Raw genomic sequence first — 13,915 nt, forward strand, 5'->3', positions numbered from 1 at the left:
TGGTGGAATAATCATAAAAAAAGCCCCGGCGAAACCGGGGCTTTCTGTTTTAACTACGCGGCTATTGCGTCTAAGGCAAGCCTTAGAACGGGATATCGTCGTCGAAGTCCATCGGCGGTTCGTTGGAAGGCGCTGCCGGAGCCTGCTGCTGCGGACGGGACTGCGCGCCGCCGCTGAACTGGTTGCCGCCCTGCGGCTGCTGAGGCTGACCCCAACCGCCCTGCTGCTGGCCGCCGCCTGCCGGTGCGCCGCCGCCCTGACGGCCGCCCAGCATCTGCATGGTGCCGCCAACGTTCACCACCACTTCAGTGGTGTATTTGTCCTGACCGGATTGATCGGTCCACTTGCGGGTACGCAGCTGGCCTTCAATGTACACCTGAGAGCCTTTACGCAGGTACTCACCAGCGACTTCCGCCAGTTTGCCGAACAGCACAACGCGGTGCCATTCAGTCTGCTCTTTCATTTCGCCGGTCTGCTTGTCACGCCAGGATTCGGAAGTTGCCAGCGTGAAGTTGGCGACTGCGCCGCCACTTGGCATGTAGCGTACTTCCGGGTCCTGCCCCAGATTACCGACGAGAATCACCTTGTTTACGCCTCTGCTGGCCATGATCGAATCTCCTGAATAATACGTTTTGTATAAGTGTAAACCGGGAATTCTAACACCACAAAGGGACAATTTGATAGCTGCTAAGCCAATTCCAGAAAACATGCCGCCGCTATGCAAATTTTCACACGCTTCCCGCAGCGCCATTCCAATACTGTATATCCAGACAGGTTAAATTGTGTCATAATTAGCCGTTTCTGCCGTTTGTCCTTCAAGCAAACCAGGCAATCCGTGTATCTACCTACCGGGAAAGGTGAATGGATCAGATCGAAGTTCGGGGCGCCCGCACCCATAATCTCAAAAACATCAACCTCGTTATCCCGCGCGACAAACTCATTGTCGTCACCGGGCTTTCCGGGTCTGGCAAATCTTCACTCGCTTTCGACACCCTGTATGCCGAAGGCCAGCGTCGCTACGTCGAATCGCTCTCCGCCTATGCGCGACAGTTCCTGTCGCTGATGGAGAAGCCGGACGTCGACCATATCGAAGGGCTGTCGCCGGCGATTTCCATCGAACAGAAATCAACCTCTCACAACCCCCGCTCGACGGTGGGTACTATTACCGAAATTCACGACTACCTGCGTCTGCTGTACGCCCGCGTCGGCGAGCCGCGCTGTCCGGACCACGACGTGCCGCTGGCGGCGCAGACCGTCAGCCAGATGGTCGATAACGTCCTCGCCCAGCCGGAAGGCCTGCGTCTGATGCTGCTGGCGCCCATTATTAAAGAGCGTAAGGGCGAGCACACCAAAACCCTGGAAAACCTCGCCAGCCAGGGCTATATCCGCGCACGGATCGACGGCGAAGTCTGCGATCTCTCGGATCCGCCGAAGCTGGAGCTGCAGAAGAAACACACCATCGAGGTGGTAATTGACCGCTTCAAGGTCCGCGACGATCTGGCGCAACGTCTGGCCGAGTCGTTTGAAACCGCGCTGGAGCTCTCCGGCGGTACCGCCATCGTGGCCAATATGGATGATGAGAAAGCGGAAGAACTGCTGTTTTCCGCCAACTTCGCCTGCCCGATCTGCGGCTACAGCATGCGCGAGCTGGAGCCGCGCCTGTTCTCCTTCAACAACCCGGCGGGCGCCTGCCCGACCTGCGACGGCCTCGGCGTGCAGCAATATTTCGACCCCGATCGCGTGGTGCAAAATCCGGAGCTGTCGCTGGCGGGCGGCGCCATCCGCGGCTGGGATCGACGTAACTTCTACTACTTCCAGATGCTGAAGTCGCTGGCGGAGCACTACAAGTTCGACGTCGAAGCGCCGTGGGGCACTCTCAGCGCCAGCGTGCAGAAAGTGGTCCTGTACGGTTCCGGTAAAGAGAATATTGAATTCAAATACATGAACGACCGCGGCGACACCTCGGTACGCCGCCATCCGTTCGAAGGCGTGCTGCATAACATGGAGCGCCGCTACAAAGAGACGGAATCCAGCGCGGTGCGCGAAGAGCTGGCGAAGTTCATCAGCAATCGCCCGTGCGCCAGCTGCGACGGTACGCGTCTGCGCCGCGAGGCGCGCCACGTGTTTGTGGAAAACACCCCACTGCCGACCATTTCCGATATGAGCATCGGCCACGCGATGGACTTCTTCAACAATCTGAAACTCTCCGGCCAGCGGGCGAAAATCGCCGAAAAAGTGCTGAAAGAGATTGGCGATCGCCTGAAGTTCCTCGTCAACGTCGGCCTCAACTACCTGACGCTCTCCCGTTCGGCGGAAACGCTCTCCGGCGGCGAGGCCCAGCGTATCCGTCTGGCGAGCCAGATTGGCGCCGGACTGGTTGGCGTGATGTACGTCCTGGATGAGCCCTCCATCGGCCTGCACCAGCGCGATAACGAGCGCCTGCTCGGGACCCTGATCCACCTGCGTAATTTAGGCAACACGGTGATCGTCGTTGAGCATGACGAAGACGCCATTCGCGCCGCCGACCATGTGATCGATATCGGCCCTGGGGCCGGGGTCCACGGCGGCCAGGTGGTGGCGGAAGGGCCGTTGGAGGCCATTATGGCCGTCCCGGAATCCCTGACCGGCCAGTTCATGAGCGGCAAGCGCAAAATTGAAGTGCCGAAGCAGCGCGTGCCCGCCGATCCGGAGAAAGTCCTCAAACTGACCGGCGCGCGCGGTAACAACCTGAAAGACGTAACGCTGACGCTGCCGGTGGGGCTCTTCACCTGTATTACCGGCGTTTCAGGGTCGGGTAAATCCACGCTGATCAACGACACGCTGTTCCCGATTGCCCAGCGCCAGCTCAACGGTGCCACCATTGCGGAACCGGCGCCGTACCGCGATGTACAGGGTCTGGAACATTTCGATAAAGTGATCGACATCGACCAGAGCCCGATCGGCCGTACGCCGCGCTCCAACCCGGCCACCTACACCGGCGTCTTTACTCCGGTCCGTGAACTGTTTGCCGGCGTACCTGAATCACGTTCGCGTGGCTACACGCCGGGCCGCTTCAGCTTTAACGTGCGCGGCGGCCGCTGTGAAGCCTGCCAGGGCGACGGCGTGATCAAGGTCGAGATGCACTTCCTGCCGGATATCTACGTACCGTGCGACCAGTGCAAAGGCAAACGCTATAACCGCGAAACGCTGGAGATTAAGTACAAAGGCAAAACGATTCATGAAGTGCTGGATATGACCATTGAAGAAGCCCGTGAGTTCTTCGATGCGGTTCCGGCGCTGGCGCGTAAGCTGCAAACGCTGATGGACGTCGGGCTGACCTATATTCGCCTTGGCCAGTCGGCGACTACGCTCTCCGGCGGCGAGGCACAGCGCGTCAAGCTGGCGCGCGAGCTGTCCAAACGCGGTACCGGGCAGACGCTGTATATCCTCGATGAGCCAACCACCGGTCTGCACTTCGCCGATATCCAGCAGCTGCTGGAAGTGTTGCACCAGCTGCGCGATCAGGGCAATACCATCGTGGTGATTGAGCACAACCTCGACGTGATAAAAACTGCCGACTGGATTGTCGATCTCGGCCCGGAAGGCGGCAGCGGCGGCGGCGAAATTCTGGTTTCCGGTACGCCGGAAACCGTCGCTGAGTGCGAAGCCTCGCACACCGCGCGCTTCCTGAAGCCGATGCTGAAATAATTAGCGGGAAAGCTGCTGCCGGACCGGCTCCGGCAGCATTTTCACCGCCTGCTGGTAAGACGCATCGACCAGGTAGTAGATTTGCGAATCCGGCAGCGAGCCATCCAGAAAGACGGTGCTCCAGTGCGCTTTATTGAGATGCTTGCTGGGCCGGACGTCGCGATGCTGCTGCCTCAGGAGCTCCGCCAGCTCCGGACTCGCCTTCAACGCAACCGCCGGCCGCTGGTCTTCGACCTCCTTCACCATGGCAAACAGCACGTCCGAGACCTTAATCTGCGTGGCTTTCCAGTCGCTGTGGACGCTCTGCTCTGCTCCCGGCTTCGCCATGCAGTACTGCAATAACTCCGAAATTGTCATCTTTTATTCCCCCATGAGCGTCGCAACGATGTGCCGCGAACCGCCGTGTATCCGATGCTCCCCCAGCCAGATGCCCTGCCAGGTCCCCAGCCTGACGCGTCCGTCCTCGACCGGCAGCATCAGCGACACGCCAAGCATCGATGATTTGATGTGCGACGGCATATCGTCAGGGCCTTCATAATCATGTTCGTACGGCGCATTGTCCGGCACGGCGTTAAGAAAATACTGCTCCATGTCATACCGGACGGTGGGATCGCAGTTTTCGTTGAGCGTCAGGGAAGCGGAAGTATGCTGGAGCAGGAGGTGTAGCAGGCCGACCTTCACCCCGGACAGCCCGCGGATCTGGCCGAGGATTTCGTCGGTGACCAGATGAAAACCACGGGATTTAGGCCCAAGCGTCAGGGTTTGCTGATACCACATCATCGACTCCTTTTTGCGAATGAATCCCTCTAAGTGTGCAGCAATACGTGAAAAGGTAAAACCTTCCACCCCGGATTTTGCATAAAAAAACGGCAGCGTCACCGCTGCCGTTTATCCCGTTCAGGCGCCCATCAGTATTCGGAATTGACGATCACTTCTTCGCCCAGCGCGCCGGCCATCGGCAGCGGCTTGTAGGAGGAGTTGGCGGCGCGCAGCACGCGGATCCCGCGGGCGCCCGCCTCGCGGGCAGCGGTAATGTCGTTATCCGAGTCGCCATAGAAAACCTTTATCTGCTTCGCCTGCAGCCACTGGGTCTTGGTGTTCTGACCCGGCTTATCGCCAGCGAAAATTACCGGGTTCATATTGGCGGCCGGGATGAGGAAATCATCCTGCAGGGTTTTAGAAACGGTTTCTGTTTTGGTCTGGCTGCGGCCGGTGACGAACCAGATGCTGTCGCCACGCTTCACATGCATGGCAATCAGCTGGCGCGCCACCTCTTTTGGCATGCTGAATTCGTCCCAGCCGTTGTTCATTTTTTCCCAGAACTGCGGGTTTTTCAGGTAATCCTCACTGCCGGGGGAGAAGGTTTTTTGCCCGCGCCAGAAACCGGGACTGGAGAAGAGGACGGTGTCATCGATATCAAAACCGACGGCCATCGGCGGGCGCCCCAGCAGGCTGTTCTCAATTTGCGCCACCGAAACCCAGTGGATCGGCGCCTGCTCGGCCAGCTGGGCCACGTTGGTACCGACCCACAGCGGCTGCGGCGTGGAGGCGCGCGCCACGACGGCGCTGTTCAGCGTGAACAGGAGAGAGGCCGCCGCAAGGGCGAGAGTAAGTTTGCGCATATTTATCCCTAAATCTATCAATCATTATTGTTTTCAATAATGTGCATGCTTAGTAACGTCCCGACCTTACCCGCAGGCGGCAGGGATGAAAAGCCTTTTTCGCGCAGATGTCATAGAAAAAGAGGATGATCACAATCAGAGGGGGTTGCCCCTGCCCGTTGACCGGCAGAGACAACCTGCTGGAGAGCGGCTTACATTACCGCGGCAAAGGCTTTCGCTACCTGCTGAACATTACGTGAGTTTAACCCCGCCACGCACATACGTCCGCTGGCAATCAGGTAGACGCCAAACTCGTCGCGCAGGCGATCCACCTGCGCCGCGCTGAAGCCGGTGTAGCTGAACATCCCGCGCTGCTTGAGCAGATAATCCACTTTGCTGCCCGGAGCAACCTGCTGCAGCGCGTCGACCAGCGCCTGACGCATGGTCAGGATATGCGCGCGCATGGCGTCCACTTCCGCCTGCCAGGTGGCTTTCAGCCCGGCATCGTTCAGCACCATCGCCACCACCTGCGCGCCAAAGCTCGGCGGGCTGGAGTAGTTGCGGCGCACGGTGGCCTTCAGCTGGCCCAGCACGCGGCCTGCGGTTTCACTGTCTTCACAGACCACCGACAGGCCGCCGACGCGCTCCCCGTACAGGGAGAAAATTTTGGAGAAAGAGTTGCTGACCAGCATCGGCATCCCGGCGCTGGCGATGGCGCGAATGGCGTAGGCATCCTCTTCCAGCCCTGCGCCAAAGCCCTGGTAGGCAATGTCGAGGAACGGGATCAGCTGACGCGCTTTCAGGATCTCCACCACACGATCCCACTGTTCCGGCGTCAGGTCGGCGCCGGTCGGGTTGTGGCAGCAGGGGTGCAGCAGCACAATGTCGCGCGCCGGCAGCGTTTGCAGCGTCGCCAGCAGCGCTTCAAAGCGCACGCCGTTGGTGGCTTTATCAAACCAGGGGTAAGTACTTACTTCGAAGCCAGCCCCTTCAAATATGGCGATGTGGTTTTCCCAGGTCGGGTCACTGACCCAGACATGAGACTCAGGAAAGTAGCGTTTGAGGAAGTCGGCCCCGACCTTCAGCGCGCCCGAACCGCCGACCGTCTGAATGGAGGCGATGCGGTTTTGCTTAAGCGCGGTATGCTCTGCGCCAAACAGCAGCGGGGCAATCGCCTGGCGGTAGCCGCTCAGCCCTTCCATCGGCAGATACAGCGAGGCGCCGTGCGGCTCGGCGTTCAGGCGCGCTTCCGCTTCCGCCACCGCCTGCAGCTGCGGGATAATGCCGTCATCGTTGTAATATAGCCCGATACTCAGGTTGACTTTGTCGCTTCGCGGGTCTTCTTTGAAGCGTTCCATCAGAGAAAGAATTGGGTCGCCGGCGTAGGCGTCAACTTTTTGAAACACGCGATGTATCTCCAGGTTTACATAGGGCAGGTTCTTACACAATAAACCGGATATGACGGCAGGTCGAGAGGATGTTGAGGGGAAAGTGACTGCGCAGCGGTATAAACCGCTTTTTTGTCCGCGGCTATACCGATTGCGTACCGGACCAGCGTCTGAGCTATCCGGTACGAACGAGGCTCAGTCGAGGTATTTCATGGCGACGCGGGAGGTCAGTCGCGTAATAAGTTCGTAAGCGCTCACTTTCGTTATCTCGGCGATGCGCTCTACCGGGAGTCCCTCTCCCCATAGCACCACCGCGTCGCCGGCTTTATCCTCGGCCTGCGGGCCGAGGTCAACACAGATCATATCCATCGCCACCCGGCCGACAATCGGCACTTCGCGGCCATTGACCAGCACTGGGGTGCCCGACGGCGCGGCGCGCGGATAACCGTCGCCATAGCCCATCGCGACCACGCCGAGCCGAGTGTCGCGTTCGCTGATCCAGGTGCCGCCGTAGCCGACGGGCTCCCCTGCTTTATGCTCGCGCACGGCAATCAGGCTGGACGTCAGGGTCATCACCGGCTGACAGCCAAAATCTTTCCCGGTGGAGCGATCGTCCAGCGGCGACACGCCATACAGGATAATGCCCGGACGCACCCAGTCATAATGCGACTGCGGCCACAGCAGGATGCCGCCCGAGGCGGCAATAGAGCGCCATCCCGGCTTGCCTTCGGTAAAGGTGGTGAAGATATCCAGCTGCCGTTCGGTGGCGCCGCAGGTCGGCTCATCGGCGCGGGCGAAGTGGCTCACCACGTTGACCGGCTGGCGGACGTTTTTGCACTGGCTCAGACGCTGATAAAACGCCTCAGCTTCCTCCGGGCGCACCCCTAAGCGATGCATACCGGTATCCAGTTTCATCCACACGGTCACCGGCTCGGGGAGGTCGGCTTGCTCCAGCGCCGCCAGCTGTTCGGGGCTATGCACCGCCGTATGCAGACGCTGAGCGGCGATCACCGCCAGGTCTTCCGCCGCAAAAAAGCCTTCCAGCAGGAGGATCGGCTGGGCGATCCCCCCCGCTCGCAGGCGCAGCGCCTCTTCCAGGCGGGCGACGCCAAAAGCGTCGGCGTCGGTCAGCGTTCGCGCGGTCTCAAGAAGACCGTGTCCGTAGGCGTTCGCTTTCACCACCGCAACCAGTTTGCTGGCAGGCGCCAGTTCACGCAGACGTTGCAGGTTGTGTCGCAGAGCGCGGCGGTTGATAACTACAGTTGCCGCTTGCATTTGAATTCCTTAATTAAAGAAGGAGGAAGGATTACTCATCATCATACTGAGGGCCAGCATAATTATCGAAACGCGACCACTGGCCGTTGAAAGTCAGTCGCACGGTGCCGATCGGGCCGTTACGTTGTTTACCAATGATAATTTCCGCGATGCCCTTCAGATCGCTGTTCTCGTGATAGACCTCATCACGGTAAATGAACATGATTAAGTCGGCATCCTGTTCGATAGAGCCGGACTCACGCAGGTCGGAGTTGACCGGACGTTTATCAGCACGTTGTTCCAGCGAGCGGTTCAGCTGCGACAGCGCCACCACCGGCACCTGCAGCTCTTTGGCCAGCGCCTTCAGCGAGCGGGAGATTTCGGCGATCTCAAGGGTACGGTTGTCGGAGAGCGACGGCACGCGCATCAGCTGCAGGTAGTCGATCATAATCAGCCCGATGCCGCCGTGCTCGCGAGCGATACGCCGCGCGCGGGAACGCACTTCCGTCGGCGTCAGGCCGGAGGAGTCATCGATATAGATGTTACGTTTTTCCAGCAGAATGCCCATGGTGCCGGAGATCCGCGCCCAGTCCTCATCGTCCAGCTGACCGGTACGAATGCGGGTCTGATCGACGCGCGACAGCGAGGCCAGAGAACGCATCATGATCTGTTCCGAGGGCATCTCGAGACTGAAGATGAGTACCGGCTTGTCCTGCAGCATCGCTGCGTTTTCCACGAGGTTCATGGCGAAGGTCGTTTTACCCATCGACGGACGGGCGGCGACGATAATCAGATCCGACGGCTGCAGGCCGGCGGTCTTTTTGTTGAGGTCGTCGTAGCCGGTGTTGACCCCGGTAACGCCGTCGTGGGGCTGCTGGAACAGCTGTTCGATACGGGCGACGGTGGCGTCGAGGACATCGGCGATGTTTTTCGGCCCTTCGTCTTTATTGGCCCGGCTTTCAGCGATTTTAAAGACGCGGGACTCGGCGAGGTCGAGCAGATCTTCGCTGGTTCGCCCCTGCGGGTCGAAGCCGGCCTCGGCGATTTCATTGGCCACCGAGATCATCTCGCGCACGACCGCGCGTTCGCGCACGATGTCGGCATAGGCGCTGATGTTTGCCGCGCTGGGGGTATTTTTGGACAGTTCAGCCAGATAGGCGAAGCCGCCCACGCTGTCCAGCTGTCCCTGACGCTCCAGCGACTCCGCAAGGGTGATCAGGTCAATCGGGCTGCCCGACTCCTGCAGGCGCGCCATCTCGGTAAAGATATGACGATGCGGACGGGTATAAAAGTCGTCGGCAACGACGCGTTCGGCGACGTCGTCCCAGCGCTCGTTATCCAGCATTAAACCGCCCAACACCGACTGCTCCGCTTCAATCGAGTGCGGCGGGACTTTCAGCCCGGCGAGCTGCGGATCGCGTTCGCGGGTTTCTGTCTGTGGTTTGTTGAAGGGTTTATTTCCTGCCATAGCCTAACGTTTCACCGATACGGAAAAGAGCGTGACAGTATAGCGAGAAAGCCATTGCCGCTAAAGAACCCATTCAGCGTGACTGGCCTGAGGCGGGTAAGAAAATCCGTCGCCGCCGCCGCAGGCTGTTAAGCTTACTGGATAATCTCAGAACAACACAGGAGCGAACATGGCAACACGCATCGAATTTTCAAAACACGGGGGGCCGGAGGTGCTTCAGGCGGTTGAATTCACGCCCCGCGATCCCGCTGAGCATGAAATTCAGGTCGAAAACAAAGCCATCGGTATCAATTATATCGACACCTATGTTCGTGGCGGCCTCTATCCGCCGCCGTCGCTGCCGAGCGGCCTCGGCACCGAAGCGGCCGGCGTCGTCAGTAAAGTTGGCCACGGGGTATCGCACATTAAGGTAGGCGATCGGGTGGTGTACGCCCAGTCGGCGCTCGGCGCCTACAGCACGGTGCACAATGTGCTGGCCGACAAAGCGGCGGTCCTCCCGGACGCCATCTCTTTCGAACAGGCCGCCGCGTCGTTCCTCAAGGGATTAACGGTCTGGTATCTGCTGCGCAAAACCTATGAAATTAAGCCTGATGAGATGTTCCTGTTTCACGCAGCCGCCGGCGGCGTGGGGCTGATAGCCTGTCAGTGGGCGAAAGCGCTGGGGGCGAAACTTATCGGCACCGTCGGCAGCGCGCAGAAGGCGCAGCGCGCCAAAGCGGCGGGCGCCTGGCAGGTGATTAACTATCGCGAAGAACCTATCGCGGAGCGGCTCAAAGCGCTCACCGACGGTAAGAAAGTCGCCGTGGTCTATGACTCGGTAGGGAAAGATACCTGGGAAGCCTCTCTGGACTGTCTGCAACGCCGCGGCCTGATGGTCAGCTTTGGCAACTCTTCCGGCCCGGTAACCGGCGTTAATCTGGGGATCCTGAACCAGAAAGGTTCTCTGTATGTCACCCGCCCATCGCTACAGGGCTATATCACCAACCGGGAAGAGCTGGCGGAAGCCTGCAGTGAGCTGTTTTCGCTGATCGCCAGCGGCGTGATTAAAGTGGACGTGCCCGAGAGTCAGACCTATCCGCTGACCGAAGCGCGACGAGCGCATGAAGTTCTGGAGAGCCGGGTGACACAGGGGTCGAGTCTGCTGCTGCCGTAAGCGGACAAAGGGACAAAAGTTTAGGGCTTCCACCTGGGAAGCCCTTACTTTTTTTTAGTTCGGCTGTATGTAGGGTACAGCGCGATGAATTCGTTAACGCGCTAATAGTGACAGATTTGCGCAGTAATGCCTACGCGGTTCTGTGCAAAATTGTTCAGGTTGTGACATACCCCTCAATACCTTAGTAACGCCAACGGTTATTGTCGCGAAAAGCGTTTCCGTCCGGGGTTTTCAGTGCCCGAATAACCCACACCACCACCACCGCCAACAGCAGCCACGGCAGCAATTTAATCATTAAAGCAAACAAACCGCCGACGAACATCAGCGCCGTAGCCACCACGATGGCGGCGATAATCCCCAACAGCGATACACCGGTGACCAGCAGCATGACAAAAAATCCGATGACAAATAACAGTTCCAGCATGGCTCTCTCCCCACAGTCATTAATATGTCGCTCTGCAGGTATTACAAAAAACATGCCAACAATAACCAACTGAATTTAAAAGAAAACGCCCCGCAATGGTGTGCGAGGCGTGGTCAATTTCACCAGGTTTTGGTGAGAAACTAACGCTTATCGGCCACCAGCTTCAGGGCCTGCTCCAGCACCGCAATGTCGGCGCCGGCTTTATGCGCATTCTCGCTCAGGTAGCGACGCCACTGCCGGGCGCCCGGGATACCCTGAAACAGTCCCAACATATGACGGGTGATATGGCCCAGATAAGTACCCTTGCTGAGCTCGCGCTCAATATACGGGTACATGGCCCGCACGACGGCCACCGGATCGGCATCCGCGCCGGCGACGCCGAAAATCTCCCGGTCGACCGAAGCCAGAATACCCGGATTCTGATAGGCCTCACGCCCGACCATCACCCCATCCATATGCTCAAGCTGCACTCTGGCTTCATCCAGCGATTTGATACCGCCGTTAATCGCCATCGTCAGGTGGGGGAAGTCACGCTTCAGCTGCCAGACGCGGGGATAATCCAGCGGCGGGATCTCGCGGTTCTCTTTCGGGCTCAGACCGGAGAGCCAGGCTTTGCGGGCGTGAATAATAAACATCTCACATTCGCCCTTGCCGGAGACCGTCTCAATGAAATCGCAAAGGAATTCATAGCTATCCTGGTCGTCGATGCCGATACGGGTCTTCACCGTGACCGGGATCGACACCACATCGCGCATCGCTTTGATACAGTCGGCCACCAGCTGGGCGTTCCCCATCAGACAGGCGCCAAACATCCCGTTCTGCACCCGATCGGAGGGGCAGCCGACGTTGAGATTGATCTCATCATAGCCGCGCGCCTCGGCCAGCTTCGCGCACTGCGCCAGGGCCTGCGGATCGCTGCCGCCGAGCTGCAGAGCAACCGGGTGTTCTTCTTCGCTATAGGCCAGATAGTCCCCTTTGCCGTGAATAATCGCCCCGGTGGTCACCATTTCGGTATACAGCAGCGTATGCCGCGACAGCAGCCGCAGGAAGTAGCGGCAATGCCGGTCAGTCCAGTCGAGCATCGGCGCGATGGAGAAGCGGTGAGCAGGAAAAACAGGTGACGTTGATTCAGGCATCATGGCGAATAAATAAGCATCCGGGTAAAAAGGGGCGCTACTATAGCATAAAGATAAACCACAGGCGCGTAGTGCGCCGCGCTTCGCCCCTTCCCGGTGTCGATTACTTTATCCGCGGTTTGCCGTCATGTGGGCCAAAGAACTGCGGCGGATGATCAACCCAGCGATCCTGGCGCGTCGCGGCATAGCCGGGATTGAGCGGGTAGTAAATTCGGTTGTACTTTTTGTTGGCCTCACCCACCACCAAGAGACGAACCTCCTGCTCGGTGTTATTGAGAAAAGTGTGGCAAACGCCGGTGCCGGCGGGGAAACCTACGCTATCGCCCGGCTCCAGCTTCCAGAGATAGCCGTTTATCCACACTTCCGGATAGCCCTCCAGCACATAGATGAACTCTTCCTCATCGCTCTCCGCGTGCGGGTAAGAGGTGCGCCGCCCGGGCGGCAGTCTCTCGTGGTGGATCCCCAGCCGGTTGAGGCGTAAACCGCGCCCCAGCGGCGCGCCAATGGAAAAACGCTCCGGGCTGTCGGGATAAGTGGCATCGTCGGGCCCTTCCAGTTCGCGCCAGTGGCGAATGCAATCAGGTCGTTTCATCGTTTTCTCCCGAAAATGAGACACTTCAGATATAGCATACCCTGGGTCAGGCGTGTTGCGATTAAATCGGGCATACGGTTTTAACGACCGGCTAAGGCGCAGCCTCCACGAGCGTCAGCGGCCAGCGCCAGGGAGTGGACTGGCGCCGACAATCTGAAGTATGACCCGCATCACCCGTCGGGTCTCGGCGTTTTCCGCGGAACGTGATAAAGTAACAGATTCAATTTCACGCAACCTGAGGATGCTCATGGATAAGACCCCTTCGCAAGAGATGTTAGCGCATGCTGAAAAGCTGTGTGCGCAACGCGGCGTACGCCTGACCCCACAGCGTCTGGAAGTGTTGCGCCTGATGAGCCTGCAGCAAGGGGCAATCAGCGCCTACGACCTGCTGGATCTGCTGCGTGAGAAAGAGCCGCAGGCGAAGCCGCCGACGGTCTACCGCGCGCTGGAGTTTTTACTCGAGCAGGGTTTTGTCCACAAGGTGGAATCGACCAACAGCTATGTGCTGTGTCATCTCTTTGACCAGCCAACCCACAGCTCGGCCATGTTTATCTGCGACCGCTGCGGCGTGGTGAAGGAAGAGGCGGCTGAAGGGGTGGAAGATATCATGCACACGCTGGCGGCCAGAATGGGCTTCGCCCTGCGCCACAACGTGATTGAAGCTCATGGCCTTTGCGCGAGCTGCGTGGAAGTGGAAGCCTGCAGCACGCCGGGACACTGCCAGCATGATCATACGATTCAGCTCAAAAAGAAAGCCCGCTGAGCGGCAGCCGCAGCGGGAAAAAGGGTTAACGGCGCGTCCCTGCGCCATTTAGACAGGCACTAACACAAATGCTTCATTCTTCGGATCACGGAACGCTACCAGCGATAGTCGTTCTTATGCTCCCAGTCTGAGACTTCTTTCTCAGCCTGATCTTTCTCATAGCCGTAACGCTCCTGAATTTTGCCGACCAGCTGGTCGCGCTTCCCTTCGATTACGGTCATATCGTCATCGGTAAGTTTGCCCCACTGTTCCTTGGCTTTACCTTTCAACTGTTTCCAGTTACCGCCGATTTCGTCTTTATTCATGATAACGTCCTCATCATTCGGTGGGTTTACAGCCCGTTTTGTGCCGGACATGGTATTAACTATAGATGAGAATGCTGGCGCCGATTCGTTATTCGGAATTTTTAACCATAGCCCTCATTGGAAACGCTGAAGGTGGTTTTCCCG

General features: G+C 58.7%; 14 protein-coding genes. 3 read left to right on the forward strand and 11 right to left on the reverse strand.

What is annotated here, in order from left to right; all coding sequences use genetic code 11:
* Positions 1 to 82: 82 nt before the first annotated feature.
* Positions 83 to 607, reverse strand: coding sequence for a single-stranded DNA-binding protein SSB1 (gene ssb1, locus ABLU95_RS07830; RefSeq protein ID WP_004151744.1), 525 nt, complete (start codon positions 605 to 607; stop codon positions 83 to 85).
* 254 nt (positions 608 to 861) lie between these two features.
* Between ssb1 and uvrA the strand changes: the two genes are divergently transcribed.
* Positions 862 to 3,687 carry an excinuclease ABC subunit UvrA gene (gene uvrA, locus ABLU95_RS07835; protein WP_348879187.1) on the forward strand — a complete coding sequence of 942 codons (2,826 nt, stop codon included), beginning with the start codon at positions 862 to 864 and terminating at the stop codon, positions 3,685 to 3,687.
* On the opposite strand, the gene ABLU95_RS07840 is transcribed toward uvrA, so the two are convergent.
* From ABLU95_RS07840 to dnaB, 6 genes are all read right to left on the reverse strand, one after another.
* On the reverse strand, positions 3,688 to 4,044 hold the full coding sequence (locus ABLU95_RS07840; RefSeq protein WP_023291634.1) for an MmcQ/YjbR family DNA-binding protein: 357 nt from the start codon (positions 4,042 to 4,044) through the stop codon (positions 3,688 to 3,690).
* 3 nt (positions 4,045 to 4,047) lie between these two features.
* Positions 4,048 to 4,464 (reverse strand): secondary thiamine-phosphate synthase enzyme YjbQ, encoded by a 417-nt coding sequence (locus ABLU95_RS07845; protein ID WP_004206303.1) that lies wholly within the window; start codon positions 4,462 to 4,464, stop codon positions 4,048 to 4,050.
* A 131-nt stretch (positions 4,465 to 4,595) separates the two neighbouring features.
* The gene (gene aphA, locus ABLU95_RS07850; protein ID WP_004151745.1) at positions 4,596 to 5,309 is read right to left on the reverse strand and encodes an acid phosphatase AphA; all 714 of its coding nucleotides are present in this window, start codon (positions 5,307 to 5,309) and stop codon (positions 4,596 to 4,598) included.
* 191 nt (positions 5,310 to 5,500) lie between these two features.
* Positions 5,501 to 6,694 (reverse strand): aromatic amino acid transaminase, encoded by a 1,194-nt coding sequence (gene tyrB / locus ABLU95_RS07855; protein WP_348879190.1) that lies wholly within the window; start codon positions 6,692 to 6,694, stop codon positions 5,501 to 5,503.
* A gap of 177 nt (positions 6,695 to 6,871) precedes the next feature.
* Positions 6,872 to 7,951 (reverse strand): alanine racemase, encoded by a 1,080-nt coding sequence (gene alr, locus ABLU95_RS07860; RefSeq protein WP_047718370.1) that lies wholly within the window; start codon positions 7,949 to 7,951, stop codon positions 6,872 to 6,874.
* 31 nt (positions 7,952 to 7,982) lie between these two features.
* Positions 7,983 to 9,398 carry a replicative DNA helicase gene (gene dnaB, locus ABLU95_RS07865; RefSeq protein WP_002884942.1) on the reverse strand — a complete coding sequence of 472 codons (1,416 nt, stop codon included), beginning with the start codon at positions 9,396 to 9,398 and terminating at the stop codon, positions 7,983 to 7,985.
* Between the two features lie 169 nt (positions 9,399 to 9,567).
* Between dnaB and ABLU95_RS07870 the strand changes: the two genes are divergently transcribed.
* Positions 9,568 to 10,551 (forward strand): quinone oxidoreductase, encoded by a 984-nt coding sequence (locus ABLU95_RS07870; protein ID WP_023291630.1) that lies wholly within the window; start codon positions 9,568 to 9,570, stop codon positions 10,549 to 10,551.
* Positions 10,552 to 10,732: 181 nt separating this feature from the next.
* On the opposite strand, the gene pspG is transcribed toward ABLU95_RS07870, so the two are convergent.
* The 3 genes from pspG to ABLU95_RS07885 form a co-directional block, all read right to left on the reverse strand.
* Positions 10,733 to 10,975: an envelope stress response protein PspG gene (gene pspG / locus ABLU95_RS07875; protein ID WP_004206297.1), complete on the reverse strand. Its 243-nt coding sequence runs from the start codon at positions 10,973 to 10,975 to the stop codon at positions 10,733 to 10,735.
* A gap of 140 nt (positions 10,976 to 11,115) precedes the next feature.
* On the reverse strand, positions 11,116 to 12,114 hold the full coding sequence (gene dusA, locus ABLU95_RS07880) for a tRNA dihydrouridine(20/20a) synthase DusA (protein ID WP_087848896.1): 999 nt from the start codon (positions 12,112 to 12,114) through the stop codon (positions 11,116 to 11,118).
* A gap of 100 nt (positions 12,115 to 12,214) precedes the next feature.
* Positions 12,215 to 12,703: a cupin domain-containing protein gene (locus ABLU95_RS07885; protein WP_023291628.1), complete on the reverse strand. Its 489-nt coding sequence runs from the start codon at positions 12,701 to 12,703 to the stop codon at positions 12,215 to 12,217.
* 247 nt (positions 12,704 to 12,950) lie between these two features.
* On the opposite strand from ABLU95_RS07885, the gene zur reads away from it, so the two are divergent.
* Positions 12,951 to 13,466, forward strand: coding sequence for a zinc uptake transcriptional repressor Zur (gene zur / locus ABLU95_RS07890; protein ID WP_049013098.1), 516 nt, complete (start codon positions 12,951 to 12,953; stop codon positions 13,464 to 13,466).
* A gap of 95 nt (positions 13,467 to 13,561) precedes the next feature.
* On the opposite strand, the gene ABLU95_RS07895 is transcribed toward zur, so the two are convergent.
* Positions 13,562 to 13,771, reverse strand: coding sequence for a CsbD family protein (locus tag ABLU95_RS07895; RefSeq protein WP_023291626.1), 210 nt, complete (start codon positions 13,769 to 13,771; stop codon positions 13,562 to 13,564).
* Positions 13,772 to 13,915: the final 144 nt, after the last annotated feature.

Origin of the sequence: Klebsiella sp. GG_Kp146, from assembly GCF_040061975.1 — a bacterium.
GTDB classification, from domain to species: Bacteria; Pseudomonadota; Gammaproteobacteria; order Enterobacterales; family Enterobacteriaceae; genus Klebsiella; species Klebsiella quasipneumoniae.

Excerpts from the sequence above, each read along its gene's own strand:
- alr (WP_047718370.1), bottom strand. The coding sequence starts at position 7,951 with ATGCAAGCGGCAACTGTAGTTATCAACCGCCGCGCTCTGCGACACAAC.
- ABLU95_RS07895 (WP_023291626.1), bottom strand. The coding sequence starts at position 13,771 with ATGAATAAAGACGAAATCGGCGGTAACTGGAAACAGTTGAAAGGTAAA.
- zur (WP_049013098.1), top strand. The coding sequence starts at position 12,951 with ATGGATAAGACCCCTTCGCAAGAGATGTTAGCGCATGCTGAAAAGCTG.
- pspG (WP_004206297.1), bottom strand. The coding sequence starts at position 10,975 with ATGCTGGAACTGTTATTTGTCATCGGATTTTTTGTCATGCTGCTGGTC.
- dnaB (WP_002884942.1), bottom strand. The coding sequence starts at position 9,398 with ATGGCAGGAAATAAACCCTTCAACAAACCACAGACAGAAACCCGCGAA.
- ABLU95_RS07845 (WP_004206303.1), bottom strand. The coding sequence starts at position 4,464 with ATGTGGTATCAGCAAACCCTGACGCTTGGGCCTAAATCCCGTGGTTTT.
- dusA (WP_087848896.1), bottom strand. The coding sequence starts at position 12,114 with ATGATGCCTGAATCAACGTCACCTGTTTTTCCTGCTCACCGCTTCTCC.
- ABLU95_RS07870 (WP_023291630.1), top strand. The coding sequence starts at position 9,568 with ATGGCAACACGCATCGAATTTTCAAAACACGGGGGGCCGGAGGTGCTT.
- ssb1 (WP_004151744.1), bottom strand. The coding sequence starts at position 607 with ATGGCCAGCAGAGGCGTAAACAAGGTGATTCTCGTCGGTAATCTGGGG.
- aphA (WP_004151745.1), bottom strand. The coding sequence starts at position 5,309 with ATGCGCAAACTTACTCTCGCCCTTGCGGCGGCCTCTCTCCTGTTCACG.
- ABLU95_RS07840 (WP_023291634.1), bottom strand. The coding sequence starts at position 4,044 with ATGACAATTTCGGAGTTATTGCAGTACTGCATGGCGAAGCCGGGAGCA.
- ABLU95_RS07885 (WP_023291628.1), bottom strand. The coding sequence starts at position 12,703 with ATGAAACGACCTGATTGCATTCGCCACTGGCGCGAACTGGAAGGGCCC.
- uvrA (WP_348879187.1), top strand. The coding sequence starts at position 862 with ATGGATCAGATCGAAGTTCGGGGCGCCCGCACCCATAATCTCAAAAAC.